This is a genomic window from Rhizobacter sp. SG703, from assembly GCF_012275445.1.
Lineage (GTDB): Bacteria > Pseudomonadota > Gammaproteobacteria > Burkholderiales > Burkholderiaceae_C > Rhizobacter.
Window position 1 is genome coordinate 337,597 of record NZ_JAAZQK010000008.1, and the last position, 22,311, is coordinate 359,907.

The following is a 22,311-nucleotide window of genomic DNA, read 5'->3' on the forward strand; positions in this document are numbered from 1 at the left end:
AGGTGGGGTGAGACGCCCAGTGTCCATTCGAGTTCCGTTGTCTTCTGAAAAAAAACATGTCCCGATGTGACCCGCCGCCGGGCGTGGGCGCGACCGGCGACATCGACGCGCAGGGTCGGCCGCATCACCGCGCGCCCAGCTGGCGTTCGATCTCGCGCACGAAGGCCGGGTCGTCCGGCTCGATGGTGCTGGCGAAGCTCTGCACCGCGCTGCCGTCGCGCGAGACCACGTACTTGTGGAAGTTCCACTTCGGCGCGGCGCCGGTGCGCCTGCGCAGTTCCACGTACAGCGGATCGACCAGGGCGCCCGCAGACTCGGCCACGCGGGTCTTCGTGAACATCGGAAATTTCACGCCGAAGGTGTTTTCGCAGAAGTCGGCAATGTCCTTGCTTGAGCCCGGCTCCTGCGCGCCGAAATCATTGGATGGAAAGCCGAGCACGACCAGGCCGCGGTCGCGGTAGCGCTGGTACAGCGCTTCCAGGCCTTTGTATTGGGGCGTGAAGCCGCAGAAACTCGCGGTGTTGACGATCACGACGACCTGGCCGGCGTACTGGCACAGGTTCTGCGGCTTTTCGTCTTGCAGTCGCAGCGCTTGTCGGTCCAGCAGGGCCGGGCAGGCCGGGGCGGCCGAAGCCGCGGTGGGGACCAGCACGGCGCCCGCCAGCAGGGCCCACGCCAGCGCGAGGAGGGGTCGGAAGTGTGTCATGCAGTCAGTTTGTCCAGGTCAGGATGGGTGTCGATGCTCACGAATCGCTCAATGTTGTCGATATTGTCCATGTTTGTCCTGGACAATGTGAATCCGCTCGGCAGGCTTGTCAACCCGATCACGACGCGATGAAACCCCCCACCTTGTCGATTGCTGCCGTCGAGCGCGACACCGGGCTCAGCAAGGACACCTTGCGCGTCTGGGAGCGCCGCTACGGCTTTCCGCTGCCACAGCGCGATGCCCAGGGCGAGCGCTCGTACCCGCTCGACCAGGTCGAGAAGCTGCGCATCGTGCGCCGGTTGATGGATGGCGGGCACCGGCCCGGCCGCGTCGTCGGCATGCCGATCGACGAGTTGCGCCGGCTCAGCGAGAGCAGCCCTGAACCGGTGCGCACCGGTGGCGGTGCGGAGCCGCCCGCCGGGGCGGTGGCGCCTGCGTTGATCCAGTACCTCGAACTCGTTCGTGCTCATGACCTGGTGGCGCTGCGACGCCTGCTGACGCAGGCCCAGCTGAGCCTGGGCCTGAGCCGCTTCGTCGTTGAAGTGGTGGTTCCCCTCAATACGCTGGTCGGCGACGCCTGGATGCGTGGCCAGCTGGAAATCTTCGAGGAGCACGCCTGCTCCGAGGTGCTGCACGGCGTGATGCGCCAGGCGCTGTACCTGCTGCCGCAGCCGCCGGCCGACGCGCGACCGAACGTGTTGCTGACCACCTTTCCCGGCGAGCCGCACGGGCTCGGCCTGCTGCTGGCCGAGGTGCTGCTCGCACTGGACGGTGCGCATTGCACCTCGCTCGGCCTGCAGACGCCGCTGTGGGACACGGTGCTGGCGGCGCAGGCCTTCGAGGCCGACGTCGTCGTGCTCGCCTTCAGCGGCGCCACCAACCCGCAGCAGGTCACCGACAGCCTGGTCGAGTTGCGCGCGAAGCTGCCGGCAGCGGTCGAGGTGTGGGTGGGCGGCGCGGCACCGGTGCTGCACCGGCGCACGCCGGCCGGCATCACCGCGCTGGCCACGCTGGGCGATCTGCAGGGGGCGTTGCAGCGCTGGCGGGGCCGTTGACGGCGGTGCGACAGCGCCGATAACCCTTCCCGGCCACTCCTGTGTGACGGGAGTGTCACGATGGCGCGTCTAAAATGCCGCCGGACTTCCACAGGCCCTATCCATGCTTTACCCCGAACTGTTCAAGCAACTCGAGGCTGTCCGATGGAACATGGACACCGACATCCCCTGGGATGAGTTCGATGGCAGCAGGCTCACCGAAGAGCAGGCCCAGACCATCAAGATGAATGCGATCACCGAGTGGGCGGCGCTGCCGGCCACCGAGATGTTCCTGCGAGACAACCGCGATGACAGCGATTTCTCGGCATTCATGAGCGTGTGGTTCTTCGAAGAGCAGAAGCACTCGCTGGTGCTGATGGAGTACCTGCGCCGCTTCCGGCCCGACCTGGTGCCGAGCGAAGAGGAACTGCATGCGGTGCGCTTCGAATTCGACCCGGCGCCGGCACTCGAGACGCTGATGCTGCACTTCTGCGGCGAGATCCGGCTGAACCACTGGTACCGCCGTGCCGCCGAATGGCACAGCGAGCCGGTGATCAAGGCCATCTACGAGACGCTCGCGCGCGACGAGGCCCGCCACGGCGGCGCCTACCTGCGCTACATGAAGCGCGCGATGCAGAAATTCGGCGACGAGGCGCGCGCCGCGTTCGCGAAGGTCGGCGTGCTGATGGCGAGCGCCCGCCGCACCGCGCAGGCGCTGCACCCGACCAACCTGCATGTGAACGTCAAGCTGTTCCCGCGCGACACCATCCAGAGCCGCCTGCCGAACCCCGAATGGCTGGAGCAGTGGCTGGACCGCCAGATCCAGTTCGATGCGGTCTGGGAGAACAAGGTCGTCGAACGCATCCTGCACAACATGAGCCTGCTGATGGAACGCAGCTTTGCGAGCGTGCAGGAGCTGAACCGCTTCCGCAAGGAGATGACGGCCGCGCTGGCCGCCGCCACGAAGGGCAGTTCCGGCGCGCAGCCGGCCTGATGTCGTTCCTCGACAAGCTCTGCCCGCGCGAGCAGCTCGCCGCGCGGCTGGCCGTGCTGCCGCGTCCGCTGGTCTTCACCAACGGCGTGTTCGACATCCTGCACCGCGGCCACGTCAGCTACCTCGCGCAGGCGCGCGCGCTGGGCGGCAGCCTGGTGATCGGGCTGAACAGCGATGCGTCCGCTCGCCTGCTCGGCAAGGGCCCCGACCGGCCGCTGAACGCCGAGACCGACCGCGCCTGCGTGCTGGCCGCGCTGGAGAGCGTCAGCCTGGTGACGCTGTTCGACGAGAAGACGCCGGTCGCGCTGCTCGGCGAGGTGCATGCCGACCTGTACGTGAAGGGCGGCGACTACGACATGGAGACACTGGACGAGACGCGGCTCGTGCGCAGCTGGGGCGGCCAGGCGCTGGCGATCCCGTTCGTCGACGGCTATTCGACGACGGCGTTGGTGAAACGCATCCGCAGCTGATCCGGGATCAACGCGCCGCGCGGTTCACCAACGCAATGCCGATCGCGACACCGGCCAGTGCCACCACCAACCGCGCGGTGATCGGCTCGCCGAGCAGCAGCAAGCCCAGCAGCAACCCGAACACCGGCGTCAGCAGCGTGAACGCCGCGAGCCGCGTCGCCGGGTAGTGGCGGACCAGCCAGAACCACATCAGGTAGCTGGCCGACGTGACGACCACCACCTGGAACGCCAGCGAGCTCCAGGCCATCACCGACAGCGCTCGCGGCAGCGGCTGGCCGCTGGCGAGCGCTGCCAGTGCGAGCAGCACGCCCGACACGCCGAGCTGGTACAGCAGCGTCTTCTCGGCCGACGCGCCCGACAGCGTCGTGCCGCGGATCGCCAGCGTGGTCGCGCCCCACAGCACGCCGGCGGTCACGCCGAGCGCGTCGCCGATCCACTGGTGCGCGCCGACCGCCGGCTGCGAGAAGCCTTCGGCAAAGGCCCATGCGACACCGGCGAACGCCGCCACCAGCCCGCCGATCTGGGACCCCGACAGGCGCTCCGACTTCGCGATGAATGGCATGCCGAGCGCGACGACGAACGGCGAGAGGTAGATGAACACCACCATGCGCGACGCGCTGGTGAACTGCAGCCCGAGGAAGATGCAGACGAACTCGGCCGCGAACAGCGTGCCGGCCAGCAGTCCGCCGGGGAGCGTGCCGTCGCGTTCGAAGAGCCGGATGCCGCGCCAGCGCGACCATGCGAACACCAGCAACGCACCGCCCAGCGAGCGCAGTGCCGCCTGCTGCAGCGGCGCCACCTCGGGCAGCGCCGCCTTCGCGGCGACCTGGTTCAGCCCCCACAGGAAGCACAGGCCGATCAGCGAGGTGACGGCCAGGGAGTCGAGCGCGCTCTTGCGTTCAGTCATCGAGTTCGGTTCGGGAGAGAAGACGTTGCAGGCCCACCGCGACCAGCGCGCAACCGATGCCGACGACCAGCCCGCAGGCATGCGCGATCGGTGCGACGCCGATGTCCCAGCCGGCCGTGTGCTGTACCGGCCCGAGCCACGGCGATTCGCTGAACACCTTGATGCCGAGGCCCGCGAGGACCGCGGCACCGATCAGCCGCCCGGAGCGTTGCGTCAACAGGTGCACCGCGACGATGGCCACCGCCGCATGCAGCACGCCCGACAACCCGCCGTAGTGGCGCAATGCCGGCTGCAGCAGCAAGGCCAGGTGCGTCAGCGGCCATGCCGCGAACCATGCCGCGCTCATCGGCCACGGCACGCGTGCCGACACGCCGAACGCCGCGACCAGCAGCAGCCCCAGCAGGTTGGCGCCCAGGTGCAGCAGGCTGAAGTGCACGAACAGCGCCGTCCACCAGCGCCACGGTTCGGCGGCCGCCAGGCCGGGCTGCCAGTCGAGCACGGCCTTCGGCACCGCCTGCGCCGCGAGCGTCGCGAGGAAGATCGAGGCGGACAGCAGGCCCCACGCCCGGCCGGGCTGACGCAATGCAGGGCGAAGCTGGGTGGTCAAGCGCCGGCCGACGCGGGGAACACCACCGCCCACAGCGCGAGCACCGCATCGCGGTGCGCGGCCAGCGGCGCCGGCTCGAACTGGGTCGGCTGTTCGTCGAGCCGCGCCCGGTGCTGCGCGCGGCGCAGCTCGCGATAGGCATCGGCGGCGGCGGCGCCGACACCGGCCGGCAGCAGCCCGCACACCTCGGCGCGCTGCAGCAGCGCGATGTTGCCGACGTTGTCGAGCAGCTCGGGGTGCTGAGCGCCGTGGGCCAGCACCAGCGTCTGCACCGCGAATTCGGCGTCCATCATGCCGCCGGCGCTGTGCTTCACGTCGAACAGCCCGGCGCGCACCGGATGGGCGCCGCGCACCTTCTCGCGCATCGCCTGCACCTCGGTGCGCAGCGCCGCCGGATCGCGTTCGGCGCACAGCACCGCGCGGCGCACCGCCTCGAAGCGCGGCGCCAGTTCGGCATCGCCGGCGCAGAAGCGCGCCCGCGTCACGGCCTGGTGCTCCCAGGTCCAGGCGGTGTTGCTGCCGCGGCCGCGCTGGTAGTTCTCGAACGACGCGAGCGACGTGACGAGCAGGCCCGAGCTGCCGTTCGGCCGCAGCGCGGTGTCGATGTCGAACAGCTCGCCGGCCGCAGTGCGCAGCGTGAGCCAGGTGATCAGCTTGCGCACGAAGGCGGCGTAGACCTCGGCTGCATGGTCGGTGTCGGCCTCGTTGCCGTCGTCGTAGAGGAACACCACGTCGAGGTCGCTGCCGTAGCCGAGTTCCTTGCCGCCGAGCTTGCCGTAGGCGATCACCGCGAAGCGCGGCGTTGGCCGGTGGCGCTGCTTCAGGTGGCCCCAGGCCCAGTTCAGCGCGCACTGCAGCGTCGCATCGGCCAGCGCCGACAGGTCGTCGGCCACCTGCTCGACGGTGATGTGGCCCTCGACGTCGCGCACCAGCGTGCGGAACACCTCGGCATGGTGGGCGCGGCGCAGCGTGTCGAGCAGCGATTCTTCGTCGGCCTGGCCGGAGCGCTCCCAGGCTTCGTGGCGCGCCTCCAGGTCGGCGATGAACTCGGCGGCGTCGAAGCGGCTGTGCAGCAGGCGTTCGTCGGCGAGTTCGTCGATCACGCCCGGGTGCTGCATCAGGTAGCGCATCGGCCAGCGCGCGAGGCCCAGCAGGCGCAGCAGCCGGTTGTGCACCTCGGGCCGCTCGACCAGCAGCGCGAGGTAGCTCTCGCGGCGCAGCAGCGGCTCGACCCAGTCGACGAAGCGCGCCGCGGCGTCGAGCGTGCAGCGCCGGTCGCCGACCGCCTCGACGGTGCGCGTGATCAGCCGCGCCAGCCGCACCTTGCTGTCGTCGCGCAGCGCACGGATCTTCGGCTGGCCGCACCAGCTGCGCACGCGCGATGCAATCTCGGGCGGCAGCTTCTCGATGAACTCGTCGCTGTCGACCGGCTGCGGCGGCGGCCCGCAGGTCTTGCAACTGCCGGCCTTCTTGCCGGGCGGGCAGGCGGCGGGCGCCTGGCCGTCGTGCAGCAGCGCGTCGAATTCGAGCGCGACCATCTCGCGCGCCGCGCCCAGCAGCTCGAGCAGTTCGCACGAGACCTTGCCGCAGTGCAGGCCCATGCTGCGCGCGATCCAGTTCAGGTCCTCGTCGGCGGTCGGCAGCAGGTGGGTCTGCTGGTCGTCGAGGAACTGGATGCGGTGCTCGATGCGGCGCAGGAAGGTGTAGGCCTCGGCCAGCCGCTCGGCGCTGGCCGGCTTCATCAGCCCGCCGGCGGTCAGCTTGGCGAGGGCCTTCAGCGTCGAGCGGGTGCGGATCTCGGGGAACTGCCCGCCGCGCACCACCAGCAGCAGCTGCACGATGAACTCGATCTCGCGGATGCCGCCGCGCGACAGCTTGACGTCGTTCGCGCGTTCCGGGCGGCCGGCGGCACGGCGCTGGGCCTCGTCGCGCACCTTGCGGTGCAGCTGGCGCAGGCCTTCGAACACGCCGTAGTCGAGGTACTTGCGGTAGACGAAGCTGGTCACGGTGGAGCGCAGCGCCAGCGCGCGGCCGTTGCGCACGCTCTCGCGCGGCGCGACGACGCGGCTCTTCAGCCACGCGAAGCGCTCCCACTCGCGGCCCTGCACCAGGAAGTACTCCTCCAGCATCGCGAGGCTGACGACCGGCGGCCCCGAGTTGCCGTTCGGCCGCAGCGCGAGGTCGACGCGGAACACGAAGCCGTCGTCGGTGGTGTCGCCGATCAGCGCGTACAGGCTGCGCGCGAGCTGCGAGAAGTATTCGTGCGCGGTGACCTGCTGCGGCCCGGTCGTCTCGCCGTCTTCTTCGTAGACGTAGACCAGGTCGATGTCGGACGAGACGTTCAGCTCGCGCGCGCCGAGCTTGCCCATGCCGACGACCCAGAAGTCGATGCGCCGGCCGTCGGCGTTCAGTGGTGCGCCGAAGCGCAGGTCCTGCTCGCGCTGCGCCTGCGCGATCGCGCGGTCGAGCGTGGTCTCGGCGAGCTCGGTCATCGAGCGGGTGATGTCCTCCATCGGCGCGGCCTGCTCGATGTCGAGCACTGCCAGGCGTTCGAGCACCAGGTGGCGGGCCACGCGCAACGCGCTCGGCAGCGTGCGCTCGGTGGCCAGCAGCGCGTCGATCAGCGCCTCGATCGGTTCGCGAGTCGGCAACCCTGGCGCCAGCAGCGACAGCTCGGCGCCAAAGCGGCGGCGAATCCGCTGCACGAAGCGGCTGTGCTCGGCGAGTGCCGGGCCGGGCGTCGGCGGCGCGGCCGTGGCGGCGGGCTCGCCGAGGGTGGAGGACTCGAGATCCATGAGACGTTGATGCCCGTGTCAAGGAAGGCGGTCGGATTCTGCCCCAGGCGCAATTCCTGTGACGGGCGAAGGCCCGGAGTCCGACGTAAGCTCGGCCGCACAGGCCCTCACCGCGTGAGGAAGGCCACACTCTGCAGGGAAATCCCGATGCTGATCGCCGCGCTTCAAACCGTCTCGACGCCCCGCGTCGACGAGAACCTGGACCATGCCCGCCGGCTGATCGCGCAGGCCGCCGAGGCCGGCGCCAGGCTGGTCGGGCTGCCTGAGTACTTCTGCCTGATGGGGCTCACCGACCGCGACAAGCTCGCGGCGGCCGAGCGGCCGGGCGACGGGCCGATCCAGGCGATGCTGGCCGACGCGGCGCGCCGCCACGGCGTGTGGATCATCGGCGGGACCTTGCCGATGCGGATCGCCACGGGCACGGGCCTCGACACGGGCCTTCCCGACCGCGTGCTGAACGCCAGCTGCGTGTTCGCCCCCGACGGCACGCTGGCGGCGCGCTACGACAAGATGCACCTGTTCCGCTACGACAACGGCCGCGAGAACTTCGACGAGGGCCGCGTGCTGCAGGCCGGCAGCGAGCCGGTGACCTTCGACGCCGACGGCCTGCGCGTCGGCCTGAGCATCTGCTACGACCTGCGGTTCCCGGAGCTGTACCGCGCGATGATGTCGCCGCCCTGCGACCTGCTGGCGGTGCCGGCGGCCTTCACGCACACCACCGGCCGCGCGCACTGGGAACTGCTGCTGCGGGCGCGCGCGGTCGAGAACCAGTGCTACGTGATCGCACCGGCGCAGGGCGGGCTGCACGAGAACGGCCGACGCACCTTCGGCCACAGCCTGGTCGTCGACCCGTGGGGCGAGGTGCTCGCGATGCGCGAGGAAGGCGAAGGCGTCGTGCTGGCGACGCTGGACCCGGCGCGCATCGCGCAGGTGCGGATGCAGTTGCCGGCATTGACGCACCGGCAGCCGCGCTGGATGTAGGCGGGATGCGGCGCAGCGCAATCCGGGACCGTCCGGGTGTTCACCGGCCTCCCGCAGCGCCACCATCGCACGATGACGGATTCCCAGATCATCGTCCTCGCGACCCCGCTCTTCCTGCTGCTGATCGCGGTCGAGTTCGCGGTCGGCCTCGCGCGGCGCCGCAACACCTACGTGACCGCCGATACGCTGAACAGCATCGGCCTGGGCATCATGAGCCAGGTGCTGAACGTGTTCAGCAAGCTGCTGATGGTCGGTGTCTACGCGCTCGCATTCGAGATGCTCGCGCCGCACCCGTTGCCGCAGGACGCCGCCTGGGTCTGGGTCGTCGGCCTGCTGGTGTACGACTTCTGCTACTACTGGCACCACCGGCTCGGCCACACGGTGGCGGTGCTGTGGGCCGCGCATGCGGTGCACCACCAGAGCGAGGAATACAACCTGTCGACCGCGCTGCGCCAGACCAGCACCGGCTGGCTGTTCGGCTGGATCTTCTACCTGCCGATGGCGGTGGCCGGCTTTCCGCCGCTGGTGTTCGGCGTCGTCGCGCTGGTCGACCTGCTCTACCAGTACTGGGTGCACACCCAGCAGATCGGCCGGCTCGGCTGGTTCGACCGCTGGTTCTGCGCGCCCAGCAACCACCGGGTGCACCATGCCGTCAACGACAAGTACCTCGACAAGAACTACGGCGGCATCCTGATCGTCTGGGACCGGCTGTTCGGCAGCTTCATCGAGGAAGACGATGCCGAGCCCTGCGTCTACGGCACGCGCACGCCGCTGTCGAGCTGGAACCCGCTGTGGGCCAACCTGCACGTCTACCGCGACATCGCCGAGGACGCCTGGCACGCGCGGCGCTGGCGCGACAAGCTGCGGGTGTGGGTCAAGCCGCCGGGCTGGCGGCCGGCCGACGTGGCCGAGCGATTCCCGAAGCCGGCCTTCGACCTCGCGGCCCGCCGCAAGTACGACCCGCACCGCTCGCGCGCGGCGGCGCTGGTGGCCGGCGGGCTGTTCGGCGTGCTGCTGGTGGCCACCAGCGTCTTCTTGTGGAACGCGCATTTGCTGTCGGGCCTGGCGCAGGCCGGCGCCGCGGCAGGCATCCTGGCCGGGCTGTGGGTGGTCGGCTGGGTGTCGGAGCGCGGCGTGCGCTGGCCGGCGTCGCGGCAGGTCGCGCAGCCGCGCTGACGGCGGCCTTCGGTCGCGGATCACTGGCGTTCAAGACGCCCGGCGTCCGCAGCGGCAGCATCGGGGCCCCTGAACGCAGAATGCCGCCCATGTCCTCCTCTCTCGGCTCGCTCGGATTCACGCCGCCCTACACCGTCTCCGGCCGCAGTGCGCTGGTCGCCGCGCCGCCCTGGCATTACGCGGGCTGGCTGCTGAACATCGCGTTCGGCTTCGATGCCGCGCGCGGTGCCGACCTGGTGCCGCCGTCGATCGGCAGCACGACGGGCCAGGGCTGCGTGCACTTCGCCGACTGGCAGGCCACCACCGACGGCAGCGAGCTGCTCGATCCGGTGCAGGCGCAGTACCGCGAGACCATCGTCGTGCTGGAGATCGAGCGCCCCGACGGCAGCCGCTGCGGCGTCTGCCCGGCGATCTGGGTCGACCAGGACGTCTCGATGCTGCGCGGCCTGCTGCAAGGCTGGCCGAAGAAGATGGGCAGCACTTGGCTCACGCGCAGCCTGCCGCTCGACCACCCCGCTGCCGCGCCGCTGCGCGCCGGCACGCGGCTCGGGGCCAGCCTGGCCGTGAAGGACCGCCGGGTGATCGAGGCCGAAGCGCGCCTGACGGGCGAGGCGGGCCGGTCGCTCGGCTTCCTCGCGATGCCGACGCTCGGTGTCGCCGGCTTCCCCGACCTGCGCGAGCCGACCCGTGCGCCGGCGCTGCGCCTGCTGCGCGCCGAGGCCGTGCAGCCCACCGCGAGCGGGTGGCATGCCGCCAGCGCGTCGCTGCGCGTGTTCGCGCACCCGCGCGAGGAGCTCTCGCTGCTCGGCGATCTGCAGGCCGGCGACGCGAGTGCCGGCTGGTTCGGGCTGACGGTCGTCGGCGCGTGCGATGCCTGAACCGGGCGTGCCGCGCCATTCGAGCGTCCGGCGCTGGCATGTCGACGGCCAGCCGGCGCTCGAGCAGGTGATGCACCACCGGCCGGGGCAGGAATGGGCGCCGCACTGGCACGACGAATGGTCGATCGGCGCGGTGCTGGCCGGCAGCTGCCGCTTCAGCCTCGGCGGGCACCGGCACACCGCGTCGGCGGGCGACCTGCTCGCGATCGCGCCGGGCGCCGTCCACACCTGCGGCCTCGATGCGGGCGACGGCGGGGACACGCGGGTCGTGATGGTCTATGCCGCGCTGCCGTGGCTGGCCGCGCTCGGCGTGCCGATGCCGCGGGGCAGCGCGCGCGTCCAGGTCCCGGCCCTTGCGGCCGACGCGCAGGCGCTGCGGGACAGTGCCGGTGCGTCAACCTGGCTGCGCCGCGCGGCCGCAACGCTCGCCGACGGCGCCGCGCTGCTGCCGGCCGGCGCCGAACCGGCCGGCCGTGCCGCACGACAGGTGCTGGCGGCGCTGCAGCGTGCGGCCGTCGGCGACGGCACGGTCGCGATCGACGCGCTGGCCCGCGACTGCGCGCTCAGCCGCGAACACTTCCACCGCATCGCGACCCGCTGGCTCGGCCTGAGCCCTGGCGACTACGTGCGCGCCGCCCGCATGGCGCGTGCCCGAAGGCTGCTGCTCGACGGCTGGCCGATCGCCGACGCGGCCCAGGCCTGCGGCTTTGCCGACCAGGCCCATCTGACGCGCTGGTTCAGCCGTCATTTCGGCTACACGCCGGGGGCGCTCGCGCAGGCGGCCCGGCCCGACCCCCGTTCGCGGGTGCCCCAGGCGACTGCGCATTGACGCCATGCCGGCGAGGTCTAGACTTCCTGCAGGTCTTTCATCGCGATCCTGTCAGGAGGTGATGCCATGTCAGTCAGGCGAATGACCAAGGGAGCCCGGCCGCACTCGCTGGGCGCTTTCAAGCCGGTCGGCCATGTGGTGGTCGCGCTGCCAAGCGACGAACTCGCGCGGCAGGCGATGCAGGCCCTGTTCGACGCCGGCTTCGACGACGATGACGTGATGTTCGTCACCGCCGAAGAAGAAGGCGCGCAGATGCAGCACATGCTCGGCCATGCCAGCCAGCTGGCCGGCTTCGGCTACGAGGTGACGCTGATGCGCCGCTACCAGCAGCTTGCCGGCGAAGGCTGCGGCTGGTTGCTGGTGTACGCGCCCGACACGCAGCATGCCGAGCGCGTCGCCGAGGTGGCCAGGCGCTTCGATGCCCGGCTCGCCGAGCGCTACCACTGGCTGGTGGTCGAAGACCTGATCTGAGCGCGGCGGCGCAAGCCGTCAGCTGTCGAACAGGTCGGTGGCGGCGCGCGTCGGCGTGACGCCCAGGTGCCGGAAGGCCGCCAGCGTCGCGACCCGGCCGCGCGGCGTGCGCTGCAGGTAGCCCTGCTGGATCAGGTAGGGCTCGATCACGTCCTCGATGGTCTCGCGCTCCTCGCCGATCGCGGCGGCGATGTTGTCCAGGCCGACCGGGCCGCCGTCGAAGCGGTGGATCACTGCCTCGAGCAGCTTGCGGTCCATCACGTCGAAGCCCTGCGGATCGACGTCGAGCATCGCGAGCGCCTTGTCGGCCAGCGCCTTCGAGATGCGGCCGTCGCCTTTCACGTCGGCATAGTCGCGCACGCGGCGCAGCAGCCGGTTCGAGATGCGCGGCGTGCCGCGCGAGCGGCGCGCGATCTCGAACGCACCGTCGGCATCGGTCGGCACGTTCAGCAGGCCGGCCGAGCGGTGCACGATGCGCGCCAGTTCTTCGGGCGTGTAGAACTCGAGCCGCGAGACGATGCCGAAGCGGTCGCGCAGTGGGTTGGTCAGCATGCCGGCGCGCGTGGTGGCGCCGACCAGCGTGAACGGCTGCAGGTCGAGCTTGATCGAGCGCGCCGCCGGGCCCTCGCCGATCATGATGTCGATCTGGTAATCCTCCAGCGCCGGGTACAGGATCTCCTCGACGACCGGGCTCAGCCGGTGGATCTCGTCGATGAACAGCACGTCGTTCTTCTCGAGGTTGGTCAGGATCGCCGCCAGGTCCTTCGGCTTCTCGAGCACCGGGCCGGAGGTCTGGCGCAGGTTCACGCCCAGTTCGTTGGCGATGATGTGGCTCAGCGTGGTCTTGCCGAGGCCGGGCGGGCCGAACAGCAGCACGTGGTCCATCGCCTCGTGGCGCATGCGGGCCGCGCCGATGAAGATCTCCAGCTGCTCGCGGATCTTGGCCTGGCCGACGTACTCGGCCAGCCCCTTCGGGCGCAGCGCGCGTTCGATCGCTTCTTCGTTGGGCGAGCTGGGCGCGGCACTGACCACACGCGGTGGCAGGCTGCCGAAATCGTCGGTCTGGATGGCCATCGGCCGATTATCGGCGGGCCCGGCGGTCGTTTGCGTTTGCTCACGCGGTGTGCAGGAATTGTGCAGGGCCCGTCCATCCGGCTGCGGCACAATCGGACGATGATCTCCCGCCACCCTGCATCGCGATGGGCCGTCTGGGCCTTTGCGCTGGCGCTGCTGCTGAAGGCTGCAGTGCCGATGCTGGCGAGCGTGTCGGCGCAGCTGCAGGGCAAGACGCTGGTCGAGGTCTGCACGGTCTACGGGGTCGCCACCGTCGCGCTCGACGACAGCGGCGAGACGAAGCCGATGCCCGCCGACCACGCCGGCGCGCATGGCAGCGAGCACTGCGCGCTGTCGGCGGTGCTGGCGCTCGCCGCGCCGGAACCGGGTCCGGTCATCGCCGTTGTGGCCACCGAGTGGGTGCATGAGCTGCCGGTCCGCACCCATGAGCCGGCCCCCGATGCCGAGGCCGACTGGATCGCGCGGCTGAAGCACGGCCCACCCTCTCTCACCTGAACCACCGCCCTGGCCGCCGGTGCGCTTGCGCATCGGCAGCCCCGTGTGATCGACCGCGGCGCGTTGAGCCCGGTCATGTTCAGGAGCATTCCGTGACGTACCGATTCACGCCAGCCGCCCATGCGGCGCTGGCGCTGCTGGCCTGCCTGCCGATCGCGGCGCGGGCCGAAGAAGACACAGCGGCTGAAAGGCCGGCCGATCCGATCCGCGTCGCCACCGACGATGCCAACCCCCCCGTCAAGCACCTCGGTGTCGTCACCGTGACCGGCGGCCGCCGCGGCTCGCTGCCGTCGCAGATCCCGACGACGATCGAAGGCATCACCGGCGCGCAGGTGCAGGCGAGCATCAATGCCACCGACAGCGAGGACGCGCTGAAGTACCTGCCGAGCCTGCTGGTGCGCAAGCGCTATGCCGGCGACTACAACCACGCGGTGCTGTCGACGCGCGCGTCGGGCACCGGCAACAGCGCGCGTTCGCTGGTGTACGCCGACGGCATCCTGCTGTCGAACCTGCTCGGCAACGGCGCGAGCTTCGCGCCGCGCTGGGGCCTGGTGACGCCGGAGGAGATCGAGCGTGTCGACGTGCTGTACGGCCCGTTCTCGGCCGCCTACCCCGGCAACTCGGCCGGCGCGGTGGTCGATTACCTGACCCGCATGCCGTCGAAGTTCGAGGCGCATGCGGTGGTCGGCGCGTTCTCGCAGCCGTTCCAGCTCTACGGCACCGACACCACCTACAACGGCTGGCAGGCCAGCACGTCGCTCGGCGACCGCAGCGGCGGCTGGTCGTGGTGGGTCAACCTGAACCGGCTCGACAGCGAAGGCCAGCCGCTGGTGTTCGACACCACGGCCACGCCGACCCCCGGCGCGGTGCCCGACACCGACAAGACCGGCAAGCCCTGGTACGTGCGCGGCACCGGCACGCAGTACCGCACGGTGCAGGACCACCTGAAGCTGAAGCTGGCGTACGACCTGGCGCCCGACCTGCGCGCGAGCTACACCGCCGGCTGGTGGCACAACGATGCGGTCGGGCGTTCCGAGCGGTACGTGGCGCCGGTGCTGAGTGGCGTGACCAACCGCGACGGGCTGGCGCACCTGATGCAGGCGCTGTCGCTGAAGCAGAACGCGGGCGGTGCGTTCGACTGGGAGCTGGCCGCGAGCGTCTACGACTACCGCCGCGACCTGAGTCGCAAGCCGGCGGCCGCGGCGCCGTTGCAACCCGCGCTGTCGCAGCCGATGCTCGATGGCGGCAACGGCAGCGCGACCGACCTGCACGGCACCGGCTGGAACACGCTGTCGGCGCGCGGCACCTGGCGCCCCGGCGGCGAGGGCAGCGCGCATGCGGTCGATGCCGGCGTACAGCAGGACAGCTTCCGGCTGCGCACCACCGTCTACACGCTGACGGACTGGGTCGACCAGGACAGCGGCGCGGTCGGCTCGCGCTTCGACGGCAACACGCGGCTGCGCTCGGTGTTCGGCCAGGACGCCTGGCGCTTCGCCGACGGTTGGATGGCGGTGCTCGGGCTGCGCGGCGAGCGCTGGCAGGCCTACGACGGCCTGACGCAGACCGGCGCATTCACGCCGTACGCGCATCCCCGGCGCAGCGAGACCGCGTGGTCGCCGAAGGCCGCGCTGTCGCACGAGCTGCGCGACGGCTGGGTGCTGAAGGCGTCGGCCGGGCGGGCGCTGCGCTTTCCGACGGTGTCCGAGCTGTACCAGGGCGCGGCCACGTCGAGCGGCATCAGCAACATCGCGAACCCGGACTTGCGGCCGGAGCGCTCGTGGACGTCGGAACTCAGCTCCGAATGGACGCTGCCCGATGCCGCCACGCTGCGCCTGACGCTGTTCCACGAGGACACGCGCGATGCGCTGTACAGCCAGCCGCTGCCGAACGTGACGCCGGTGACCAACAGCGTGCAGAACGTCGACCACATCCGCACCACCGGACTGGAGGCCGCGGCGCAGCGCGACAACGTGTGGCGCGGGCTCGACCTGCAGGGCAACGTGACGTATGCCGACTCGACCATCGTCGCCAACAGCGGCTACGTGAGCACGCCGGGCGACACCGTCGGCAAGTGGCAGCCGCGCGTGCCGCGCTGGCGGGCGAGCGCCCTGGCCGCGTGGCGCGTCGACGAGCGCTGGACGGTGAGCTACGGCGCCCGCTACAGCGGCCGGCAATACGGCAGCCTGGACAACAGCGACACCAACGGATTCACGTACATGGGCACGTCGAAGTACTTCACGACCGACCTGCGCGTGCGCTTCGCGATCGACAGGCAGTGGCACGCCGCGGTCGGCATCGACAACCTCAACAACTGCCACTACTGGAATTTCCACCCGTACCCGCAACGCACCTACAGTGCGGAGCTGCGGTACGACCTGTGAACGCTTTCCTCGAACGGACCTTCGACATGAACACCCTGATCACCCGCATCGCCGCCACCGCCCTGGTCTCCTTCGCCGCCCTGGCGGCCCAGGCCCATGAATTCACGCTCGGCGAGATCGCCATCGGCCACCCTTATGCGCGCGCGACCGCGCCGGGACAGCCGACCGGCGGCGCCTTCCTGCGGCTGGAGAACCGCGGCAAGGCCGACGACCGGTTGCTGTCGGTCAGCGCCGACGTCGGCAAGTCGACCGAGCTGCACACGATGAAGATGGAGGGCGACGTGATGCGCATGCGCGAGGTGCCGGCGATCGACGTGCCGGCCGGCAAGTACGTCGAGCTGAAGCCCGGCGCGCTGCACGTGATGCTCATCGGCCTGAAGGCACCGCTGAAGGAGGGCGACAAGTTCCCGCTGCGGCTGAAATTCGAGAAGGCCGGGGAAGTGACGGTGACGGTGAACGTGGAAGCCGCGGGGGCGGACCACAGTCACTGATGGAGTCGGTCGAGGCGCGCGCAAGGCGAACGGATGTGTCGCTCAGCGCGCGAGGGCTTTGAGCGCCAGCTTGATCCCGTCGCTCACGCCGACATCGGCCGGCAGGCTCTTCAGCGCAGCGGCCGCCTCGCGGTCGCTGTAGCCCAGCGCCACCAGCGCCTGCAGGATGTCGGCCTGCGCATCGCTCGCGACGCTGGCCGGCAGCGCCAGGTCGGCGCCGAGCTTGCCCTTCAGTTCCAGCAGCAGCCGCTCGGCGGTCTTCTTGCCGATGCCCGGCACCTTGATCAGCCGGCCGCTTTCCTGCAGCGACACCGCCTGCGCCAACTCGCCGACGCTCAGGCCCGACAGGATCGACAACGCGGTGCGCGGCCCGACGCCGGAGATCTTGACCAGCTGCCGGAAGGTCGCGCGCTCTTCGGCGCTGAGGAAGCCGAACAGCACCTGGGCATCCTCGCGCACGACGAAGTGGGTCAGCAGCGTGACCCGTTCGCCGAGCGCCGGCAGGTTGTAGAAGGTGCTCATCGGCACGTCGACCTCGTAGCCGACGCCGCCGACGTCCAGCAGCAGCTGGGGCGGGTTCTTTTCTGCCAGCAGGCCGCTCAGCCGGCCGATCATCGGCGGAACAGGCCCAGGCGCTGCGCTTCGAGCGCGGCTTCGGCGCGCGAGCTGACATTGAGCTTGCGGTAGATCTGCTTCACGTAGTCGGCGATGGTGTGGCGCGACAGGTTCAGCTGCGTGCCGATCTCCGGCAGCGTGAAGCCCTTGGCCACCCACAGCAGCACCTCGTTCTCGCGGTCGGTCAGCGACACGTGGGGCAGGTTCTGCGGGCGCTCCTGCGGCTTGTTCTGGGCCGCGAAGTACGCGATCACGCGGCGCGCGATCGACGGCGTCAGCGGCGGCTCGCCCTGGCTGATGCGCCGCAGCTGCTCGACGAAGTGCTCGCGCGGCTGCTCTTTCAGCAGGTAGCCGAAAGCCCCCGCCTGCAGCGCAGGAAAGAGGTGGTCGTCGTCGTCGTGGATGGTCACCACCACCGACTGGGCTTCGGGCTGGGTGTCGCGCAGCGCGGCGACCACGTCGACGCCCGACCCGTCGGGCAGGCCCAGGTCGACCAGCGCGACGTCGAAACGCTCGGCGCTGATCAGCGCCAGCGCGTCGTGCACCCGGGCGCTTTCGGAGATCTGCGCCTGCGGAAACACCTGCGTGACCAGGGCCTTCACCCAGGCACGGATCTCGGGCAGGTCTTCGAGCAGCAGGATCTTGTTCATGGTCGGTGTCCTCGAGGGATCATGGATCGTAGCAGCCGCGCAAGGGGCCGATTGTGCGCTTCCGTGCGCTTCAGAGCGGCAATGTGAGCCTGATCACGGTGCCGTAGCCCGGCCCGGATTCGACCAGGCACTGCCCCTGCATCTGCTTGGCGCGGTGCTTCATGCTGGCCATGCCGTGGCCTCGGTCGAGCTTGCCGTCGAGCTCCATCGGGATGCCCTTGCCGTTGTCCTGCACGACCAGCACGAAATCGTGCTCGCCGATGCTGCAGCGCACCTTGCAGTGCGACGCGCCGCTGTGCTTGATGATGTTGCTGACCGCCTCGCGCAGGATGCGGGTGGTCTGCACGAAGGCGCGCGCCGACAGCTGCTGGTGCACGTCTTCGGTCGGGCTGCGCCAGTCGGCCTCGATGTTGGCCTGGCTCAGCCGCGACACCGTCTCGGCCCGCCAGTCGGCCAGCGCATCGGCCACCTGCATCGGCTTGCCGGTCAGCCCGCGCACCGACAGCCGCATTTCCTCGAGCGCCTCGCGCGCCAGCGTGGAAATGCGCTCGCTCTCGCTGGTATGGACGATGGTCAGCAGCTTCGCACCGAGGTCGTCGTGCAGGTCGGCGGCGATGCGCTTGCGCTCCTTCTCGGTCACCTGCTCGACGCGCAGCTCGGCCATCTGCGAGAAGTTGCGCTCGATCTCGGCGGTGACCTCGTTGATGCGGCTTTCCAGCGAGTTGCGGCTCGCCTCGGCCACCTGCAGCGCGCGCCCGAAGACCTGGATCTGGCGCACGCCGACCGCGATGAACATCAGCGGCATGCTGAAGTGCAGCACGTGCACCGGCAGCAGCGTGACCAGCCCGTGCTGCGTCGCCAGGTCGACCAGCACCAGCACGCCGACGCCCATCAGCATGAAGGCCATCGGCCAGAAGTCGGCACGGCCGTCGATGCCCTTGCGCCAGGTCACGCGCAGGTACAGCGTGACAGCCGCCATCACCTCGGCCGACAGCAGCAGGTACCAGCCGCTGGTTGCCGTGTAGAGACGCTCCGGCCCGGCCAGCGCGAGGCTGGCCGGCACCAGCACGCACTGCGCCAGCAACCCGATCTCGAGCTTCGTCGAGCGCAGCGCGGCATAGCGCACCAGGAACTGGATCGCCAGCGCCACCAGCACGCCGAAGCCGACGCAGACGAGGAATTCGCTGGTGGCGTTGTCCCATGGCGGGTCGCGCCACCACAGGCGGGCCGACAGCGCGGCCCAGCCGATCGCCAGCAGGCCGAAATGGATCAGCCAGGGGCTGCGGCGGTCCTGCCAGCCCATGCCCAGCATCACGATGCCCAGCGGCACCAGCATCGCCGAGATCACCTGCACCAGCGAGACGTTCCAGAAGGTGTGGCGGGCCTGCAGGACGGCCAGCAGCGTGTGCGGCCCGACCAGCACCGCCGACAGGCCGCCGGCGCGCTGGCGCGACGCGACGTGCTGCAGCGCATGGCCCTGCACCTTGATGTCGAGCAGGTTGCCCTGCGGGTTCAGCAGCGCGGGCGGCAGCACGACGAGCTGCGGGTAGAAGCAGCTGCGCGTCACCGGCTCGGTCATGTGGCCGCCGCTGAAGACCAGGTTGCCGTTCAGCCAGACCTGCGCGGTGCTGCAGGCGCGCTCGATGTAGGCGGCCATCAGCGGGGACGGCGTGACATGGCTGGCCGGCAGCGTGAATTCGAGGCGGTACCAGACCGGCCCGTCGGCCTGCGGCAGCGTCTCGGCCCACTCATCGGGCAGGCGCACCGTACGCGGCTTCAGGTCCTGCGGAAAGACCGGTGCGGTGCTGGCCACCGCGCTTGCGGTGCGGATCTCGACGAGGCCGGGGTCGTCGGCGGCCGCGGCCGACAGGTCGGTCAGCGCCAGCGCCGACATCATCGCCGCGGCCAGCGGGGCCGCCATGCGCCGGGCCGCGGCGCGCAGCCGGTGGGCGAGGGTGGTCGGCGGCGCGAAGCAGGGCATGGACGCGGATTGTGCAGGATGCCTGCGGCCCCGGGGCCTTCCGGCGACAATCCGGCCTTGCCCTTTTTCTCGCTGCCGGAGTCCCCCTCCCCGTGATACTTCGCCACGCCTTCATCCCGCTCGACAACGCCCGCCTGTCGCACCTGTGCGGCAGCGTCGACGAACACCTGCGCAGCATCGAGTCGGCCTTCGGCGTCAGCATCTCGCGGCGCAACGAATCGTTCCGCATCGATGGCCCGAAGGCGAGTGCCGAGCGCGCGGTGGCCCTGCTGCAGACCCTGTACGGCCGCTCGCGCCGCCCGATCGCCGCCGAGACGCTGCAGCTGGCGATCACCGAAGCGCTGGCCGACGATTCACAGGCGCGGCCGCGCGCGCCCCGCCTCGGGCGCCCGGCGCTGCGCGAGGCGGTCGAGGGCGATGCGCAGGACGACGCGACCGACGACGACGACGAGATCCTGCTGCGCACCCGCCGTTCCGAGCTGACCGGCCGCACGCCGAACCAGCAGCTGTACCTGCGCAACATCCTGGCGCACGACATCACCTTCGGCATCGGCCCGGCCGGCACCGGCAAGACCTTCCTCGCGGTGGCCTGCGCGGTCGACGCGCTGGAGCGCAGCAGCGTGCAGCGCATCATCCTGACGCGACCGGCGGTCGAGGCCGGCGAACGGCTCGGCTTCCTGCCCGGCGACCTGGCGCAGAAGGTCGACCCCTACCTGCGCCCGCTGTACGACGCGCTGTACGACCTGATGGGCATGGACAAGGTCGCCCGCGCGTTCGAGAAGGGCAACATCGAGATCGCGCCGCTCGCGTTCATGCGCGGGCGCACGCTGAACCATGCGTTCGTGATCCTCGACGAGGCGCAGAACACCACGCGCGAGCAGATGAAGATGTTCCTGACGCGCATCGGCTTCGGCAGCAAGTGCGTCGTCACCGGCGACGTCAGCCAGATCGACCTGCCGCGCGGCACCGACAGCGGGCTGATCGACGCCGAGCGCGTGCTGCGCCGTGTCGCCGGCATCGCGATGACGCGCTTCACCGCCGCCGACGTCGTGCGCCACCCGCTGGTCGCGCGCATCGTCGAGGCCTACGACGCGACCCCGGCGGAGCGCCTCTGAGCATGGCCGTCGCCCGGGATGACCTGAGCCTGTCGCTGCAGTTCGCCGACGCGTCGCACCGCGCCGAACTGCCCCGCCACAAGGTGGCACGCTGGATCCGCGCGGCGCTGGCCGCGCCCGGCGAGATCACGGTGCGCATCGTCGATGCCGACGAAGGCCGCGCGCTGAACCGCGACTACCGCGGCAAGGACTACGCGACCAACGTGCTGACCTTCGACTACAGCCACGCGCCGGTGGTGGTGGCCGACCTGATCCTGTGCGCGCCGGTCGTCGAGGCCGAGGCCCGCGCGCAGGGCATCGCACTGCAGGCGCACTATGCGCACCTGCTGGTGCACGGCACGCTGCATGCGCAAGGGCACGACCACGAGCAGGAAGACGAAGCGGTCGAGATGGAGGCCGAGGAGACGCGCATCCTGGCCGGGCTGGGCGTCGCTGACCCTTACGTGCGATGAGGCGGGACGAGCGCCGGGCCGCCCCAAGCTGGCCCGCATCCCCTCGGGGGATCGGTCGATGTACTCGTCGACCGAGGGGTTGTCATCGTGGGCGGCGCGAGGTGCTGAGGTAGCGCTTGCGCCAGAAGAACCAGCCGAGCGAGAACGCGATCACCAGCATGAAGCCGCTGGCCATCCAGACGCCGTCGCCGCTGTGGATCAGCGGGAGCCCTTCGAAATTCATCCCGAAGAAGCCGGTGACCAGGTTCAGCGGCAGGAAGATCGCGGTCAGCACCGTCAGCGTGCGCATGATGTCGTTGGTGCGGTTGCTCTGCGCCGAGAAGTGCATCTGCACCGCGGTCTCGGCCGACGATTCGAGCCGCCGCACATGGCTCAGCACGCGCTCGATGTGCTCCAGCACGTCGCGCGAGCGCACCCGCAGCAGCTCGCGGTCGCGCGCTGCCTTCGGGTCCGGCTCGTCCGGCCATTCGTCGAGCGAGTCGATCCATTCGACGATCGCGCTGCGCTGGTCTTCGCAGGTGTCTTCCAGCAGGTGCAGCGAGTTGCGCGACTCGAGCAGCACCTGCCAGCTGTCGAACTGGCTGCGCGGGTTGAACAGCTCCTGCTGCAGGTAGCCGAGCTGCTTGGTGAGCAGTCGCCGCAGTTCGAGGTAGCTGTCGACCATGTGGTTCAGCATGCGCAGCATCAGGTCGGCCGGGCTGGCCGGCAGGCGCATCGCGCCGCGCGGCTCGTAGCGCTGGTCGGCGCCCTCGACCATCTGCTGCAGCTTGCTCGCGAAGAAGTCGCGCACCTGGCAGTCGGTCGGGTGCACCGTCATCAGCACGCGGTCGAACACCGCGAAGCCGACCGGGCTGGTGTCGATCGCCTCGAGCGCGCGCCGCGCGCTGCTGGCGGTGCCGGTCTGGTCGTCGAGGAACAGCCCGGCGCTGCCGCTGCCGGCCGCGAGCCGGCGGAACACCATCAGGTCGTACCACGAGGTGTAGTCGAAGTGCGACGGCAGCTGGTTGTTCAGCAGGTCGGAGATGTGCAGGTCGACCAGCTGCCCGCCGGTCCAGCGCTGCAGCCCGGCCTGGACTTCGGCGACGTTGACCTCGAACTCGCGCCGCGCGGTGCCGATCCACAGGTAGCCGGTGGGCGGCAGCTTGTCGGGCAGCGATTCGATCTCGGTGAACTGCTCGGCCGTGATGTGGAAGATGCGCATGCCCGGTC

Annotated in this window: 22 protein-coding genes; 13 read left to right on the plus strand and 9 right to left on the minus strand. The window is 70.4% G+C overall.

Features of this window, described 5'->3' with window-relative positions; all coding sequences use genetic code 11:
• Positions 1-124 precede the first annotated feature (124 nt).
• Entirely contained in the window at positions 125-706 is a 582-nt protein-coding gene (locus FHT26_RS19195; protein WP_168561699.1) for a glutathione peroxidase, read from the minus strand.
• A gap of 128 nt (positions 707-834) precedes the next feature.
• On the opposite strand from FHT26_RS19195, the gene FHT26_RS19200 reads away from it, so the two are divergent.
• The 3 genes from FHT26_RS19200 to FHT26_RS19210 all read left to right on the plus strand — a co-directional run bounded on the left by FHT26_RS19200 (position 835) and on the right by FHT26_RS19210 (position 3,204).
• The gene (locus FHT26_RS19200) at positions 835-1,761 is read left to right on the plus strand and encodes a MerR family transcriptional regulator (protein ID WP_168561700.1); all 927 of its coding nucleotides are present in this window, start codon (positions 835-837) and stop codon (positions 1,759-1,761) included.
• Positions 1,762-1,864: 103 nt separating this feature from the next.
• Complete coding sequence (locus FHT26_RS19205) at positions 1,865-2,734, plus strand: ferritin family protein (protein ID WP_168561701.1); 870 nt, start codon at positions 1,865-1,867, stop codon at positions 2,732-2,734.
• On the plus strand, positions 2,734-3,204 hold the full coding sequence (locus tag FHT26_RS19210; protein ID WP_168561702.1) for an adenylyltransferase/cytidyltransferase family protein: 471 nt from the start codon (positions 2,734-2,736) through the stop codon (positions 3,202-3,204). Before FHT26_RS19205 ends, FHT26_RS19210 begins: the two co-directional genes overlap by 1 nt.
• Before the next feature lie 7 nt (positions 3,205-3,211).
• Here FHT26_RS19210 and FHT26_RS19215 read toward each other — a convergent pair whose 3' ends face one another.
• The 3 genes from FHT26_RS19215 to glnE are packed head-to-tail and all read right to left on the minus strand — an operon-like array spanning position 3,212 to position 7,513.
• The gene (locus FHT26_RS19215; RefSeq protein WP_168561703.1) at positions 3,212-4,111 is read right to left on the minus strand and encodes a DMT family transporter; all 900 of its coding nucleotides are present in this window, start codon (positions 4,109-4,111) and stop codon (positions 3,212-3,214) included.
• Positions 4,104-4,718 (minus strand): rhombosortase, encoded by a 615-nt coding sequence (rrtA, locus tag FHT26_RS19220; RefSeq protein WP_168561704.1) that lies wholly within the window; start codon positions 4,716-4,718, stop codon positions 4,104-4,106. The genes FHT26_RS19215 and rrtA overlap by 8 nt, the downstream gene beginning before the upstream one ends.
• The gene (gene glnE / locus FHT26_RS19225) at positions 4,715-7,513 is read right to left on the minus strand and encodes a bifunctional [glutamate--ammonia ligase]-adenylyl-L-tyrosine phosphorylase/[glutamate--ammonia-ligase] adenylyltransferase (RefSeq protein ID WP_168561705.1); all 2,799 of its coding nucleotides are present in this window, start codon (positions 7,511-7,513) and stop codon (positions 4,715-4,717) included. Before glnE ends, rrtA begins: the two co-directional genes overlap by 4 nt.
• A 147-nt stretch (positions 7,514-7,660) precedes the next feature.
• Between glnE and FHT26_RS19230 the strand changes: the two genes are divergently transcribed.
• The 5 genes from FHT26_RS19230 to FHT26_RS19250 all read left to right on the plus strand — a co-directional run bounded on the left by FHT26_RS19230 (position 7,661) and on the right by FHT26_RS19250 (position 11,848).
• On the plus strand, positions 7,661-8,494 hold the full coding sequence (locus FHT26_RS19230) for a carbon-nitrogen hydrolase family protein (RefSeq protein WP_168561706.1): 834 nt from the start codon (positions 7,661-7,663) through the stop codon (positions 8,492-8,494).
• A gap of 72 nt (positions 8,495-8,566) precedes the next feature.
• A complete protein-coding gene (locus FHT26_RS19235; RefSeq protein ID WP_168561707.1) occupies positions 8,567-9,670 on the plus strand; it encodes a sterol desaturase family protein in 1,104 nt (367 codons plus the stop codon).
• Positions 9,671-9,759: 89 nt separating this feature from the next.
• A complete protein-coding gene (locus FHT26_RS19240) occupies positions 9,760-10,548 on the plus strand; it encodes an acetoacetate decarboxylase family protein (RefSeq protein ID WP_168561708.1) in 789 nt (262 codons plus the stop codon).
• The gene (locus FHT26_RS19245) at positions 10,541-11,377 is read left to right on the plus strand and encodes a helix-turn-helix domain-containing protein (protein ID WP_168561709.1); all 837 of its coding nucleotides are present in this window, start codon (positions 10,541-10,543) and stop codon (positions 11,375-11,377) included. The genes FHT26_RS19240 and FHT26_RS19245 overlap by 8 nt, the downstream gene beginning before the upstream one ends.
• 66 nt (positions 11,378-11,443) lie before the next feature.
• Positions 11,444-11,848, plus strand: a complete 405-nt coding sequence (locus FHT26_RS19250; RefSeq protein ID WP_168561710.1) for a hypothetical protein — start codon at positions 11,444-11,446, stop codon at positions 11,846-11,848.
• An 18-nt stretch (positions 11,849-11,866) separates the two neighbouring features.
• On the opposite strand, the gene ruvB is transcribed toward FHT26_RS19250, so the two are convergent.
• Complete coding sequence (gene ruvB, locus FHT26_RS19255) at positions 11,867-12,922, minus strand: Holliday junction branch migration DNA helicase RuvB (RefSeq protein ID WP_168561711.1); 1,056 nt, start codon at positions 12,920-12,922, stop codon at positions 11,867-11,869.
• A gap of 99 nt (positions 12,923-13,021) precedes the next feature.
• Here ruvB and FHT26_RS19260 point away from each other — a divergent pair, with 99 nt between their 5' ends.
• From FHT26_RS19260 to FHT26_RS19270, 3 genes are all read left to right on the plus strand, one after another.
• Entirely contained in the window at positions 13,022-13,417 is a 396-nt protein-coding gene (locus FHT26_RS19260) for a DUF2946 family protein (RefSeq protein WP_168561712.1), read from the plus strand.
• Positions 13,418-13,509: 92 nt separating this feature from the next.
• Entirely contained in the window at positions 13,510-15,798 is a 2,289-nt protein-coding gene (locus tag FHT26_RS19265) for a TonB-dependent receptor (protein ID WP_349238179.1), read from the plus strand.
• A gap of 26 nt (positions 15,799-15,824) precedes the next feature.
• Entirely contained in the window at positions 15,825-16,289 is a 465-nt protein-coding gene (locus FHT26_RS19270) for a copper chaperone PCu(A)C (protein ID WP_168561713.1), read from the plus strand.
• Between the two features lie 42 nt (positions 16,290-16,331).
• Here FHT26_RS19270 and ruvA read toward each other — a convergent pair whose 3' ends face one another.
• The 3 genes from ruvA to FHT26_RS19285 all read right to left on the minus strand — a co-directional run bounded on the left by ruvA (position 16,332) and on the right by FHT26_RS19285 (position 19,535).
• Positions 16,332-16,904, minus strand: a complete 573-nt coding sequence (ruvA, locus tag FHT26_RS19275) for a Holliday junction branch migration protein RuvA (protein ID WP_056804557.1) — start codon at positions 16,902-16,904, stop codon at positions 16,332-16,334.
• Complete coding sequence (locus FHT26_RS19280; RefSeq protein WP_056804560.1) at positions 16,901-17,554, minus strand: response regulator; 654 nt, start codon at positions 17,552-17,554, stop codon at positions 16,901-16,903. The genes ruvA and FHT26_RS19280 overlap by 4 nt, the downstream gene beginning before the upstream one ends.
• A gap of 70 nt (positions 17,555-17,624) precedes the next feature.
• Positions 17,625-19,535: a sensor histidine kinase gene (locus tag FHT26_RS19285; protein ID WP_246867985.1), complete on the minus strand. Its 1,911-nt coding sequence runs from the start codon at positions 19,533-19,535 to the stop codon at positions 17,625-17,627.
• Positions 19,536-19,627: 92 nt separating this feature from the next.
• Between FHT26_RS19285 and FHT26_RS19290 the strand changes: the two genes are divergently transcribed.
• Positions 19,628-20,650: a PhoH family protein gene (locus tag FHT26_RS19290; RefSeq protein ID WP_168561714.1), complete on the plus strand. Its 1,023-nt coding sequence runs from the start codon at positions 19,628-19,630 to the stop codon at positions 20,648-20,650.
• A 2-nt stretch (positions 20,651-20,652) separates the two neighbouring features.
• Complete coding sequence (gene ybeY / locus FHT26_RS19295) at positions 20,653-21,102, plus strand: rRNA maturation RNase YbeY (RefSeq protein WP_168561715.1); 450 nt, start codon at positions 20,653-20,655, stop codon at positions 21,100-21,102.
• A gap of 82 nt (positions 21,103-21,184) precedes the next feature.
• On the opposite strand, the gene FHT26_RS19300 is transcribed toward ybeY, so the two are convergent.
• The gene (locus tag FHT26_RS19300; protein ID WP_168561716.1) at positions 21,185-22,303 is read right to left on the minus strand and encodes a magnesium transporter CorA family protein; all 1,119 of its coding nucleotides are present in this window, start codon (positions 22,301-22,303) and stop codon (positions 21,185-21,187) included.
• Positions 22,304-22,311 lie beyond the last annotated feature (8 nt).

Coding starts and splice junctions, on each gene's coding strand:
- FHT26_RS19195 (WP_168561699.1), bottom strand. CDS start 706: ATGACACACTTCCGACCCCTCCTCGCGCTGGCGTGGGCCCTGCTGGCG.
- FHT26_RS19270 (WP_168561713.1), top strand. CDS start 15,825: ATGAACACCCTGATCACCCGCATCGCCGCCACCGCCCTGGTCTCCTTC.
- FHT26_RS19280 (WP_056804560.1), bottom strand. CDS start 17,554: ATGAACAAGATCCTGCTGCTCGAAGACCTGCCCGAGATCCGTGCCTGG.
- FHT26_RS19230 (WP_168561706.1), top strand. CDS start 7,661: ATGCTGATCGCCGCGCTTCAAACCGTCTCGACGCCCCGCGTCGACGAG.
- FHT26_RS19205 (WP_168561701.1), top strand. CDS start 1,865: ATGCTTTACCCCGAACTGTTCAAGCAACTCGAGGCTGTCCGATGGAAC.
- ruvB (WP_168561711.1), bottom strand. CDS start 12,922: ATGGCCATCCAGACCGACGATTTCGGCAGCCTGCCACCGCGTGTGGTC.
- FHT26_RS19215 (WP_168561703.1), bottom strand. CDS start 4,111: ATGACTGAACGCAAGAGCGCGCTCGACTCCCTGGCCGTCACCTCGCTG.
- FHT26_RS19245 (WP_168561709.1), top strand. CDS start 10,541: ATGCCTGAACCGGGCGTGCCGCGCCATTCGAGCGTCCGGCGCTGGCAT.
- FHT26_RS19300 (WP_168561716.1), bottom strand. CDS start 22,303: ATGCGCATCTTCCACATCACGGCCGAGCAGTTCACCGAGATCGAATCG.
- FHT26_RS19285 (WP_246867985.1), bottom strand. CDS start 19,535: ATGCCCTGCTTCGCGCCGCCGACCACCCTCGCCCACCGGCTGCGCGCC.
- FHT26_RS19235 (WP_168561707.1), top strand. CDS start 8,567: ATGACGGATTCCCAGATCATCGTCCTCGCGACCCCGCTCTTCCTGCTG.
- FHT26_RS19250 (WP_168561710.1), top strand. CDS start 11,444: ATGTCAGTCAGGCGAATGACCAAGGGAGCCCGGCCGCACTCGCTGGGC.
- ybeY (WP_168561715.1), top strand. CDS start 20,653: ATGGCCGTCGCCCGGGATGACCTGAGCCTGTCGCTGCAGTTCGCCGAC.
- FHT26_RS19200 (WP_168561700.1), top strand. CDS start 835: ATGAAACCCCCCACCTTGTCGATTGCTGCCGTCGAGCGCGACACCGGG.
- glnE (WP_168561705.1), bottom strand. CDS start 7,513: ATGGATCTCGAGTCCTCCACCCTCGGCGAGCCCGCCGCCACGGCCGCG.
- FHT26_RS19210 (WP_168561702.1), top strand. CDS start 2,734: ATGTCGTTCCTCGACAAGCTCTGCCCGCGCGAGCAGCTCGCCGCGCGG.
- ruvA (WP_056804557.1), bottom strand. CDS start 16,904: ATGATCGGCCGGCTGAGCGGCCTGCTGGCAGAAAAGAACCCGCCCCAG.
- FHT26_RS19260 (WP_168561712.1), top strand. CDS start 13,022: ATGATCTCCCGCCACCCTGCATCGCGATGGGCCGTCTGGGCCTTTGCG.
- FHT26_RS19240 (WP_168561708.1), top strand. CDS start 9,760: ATGTCCTCCTCTCTCGGCTCGCTCGGATTCACGCCGCCCTACACCGTC.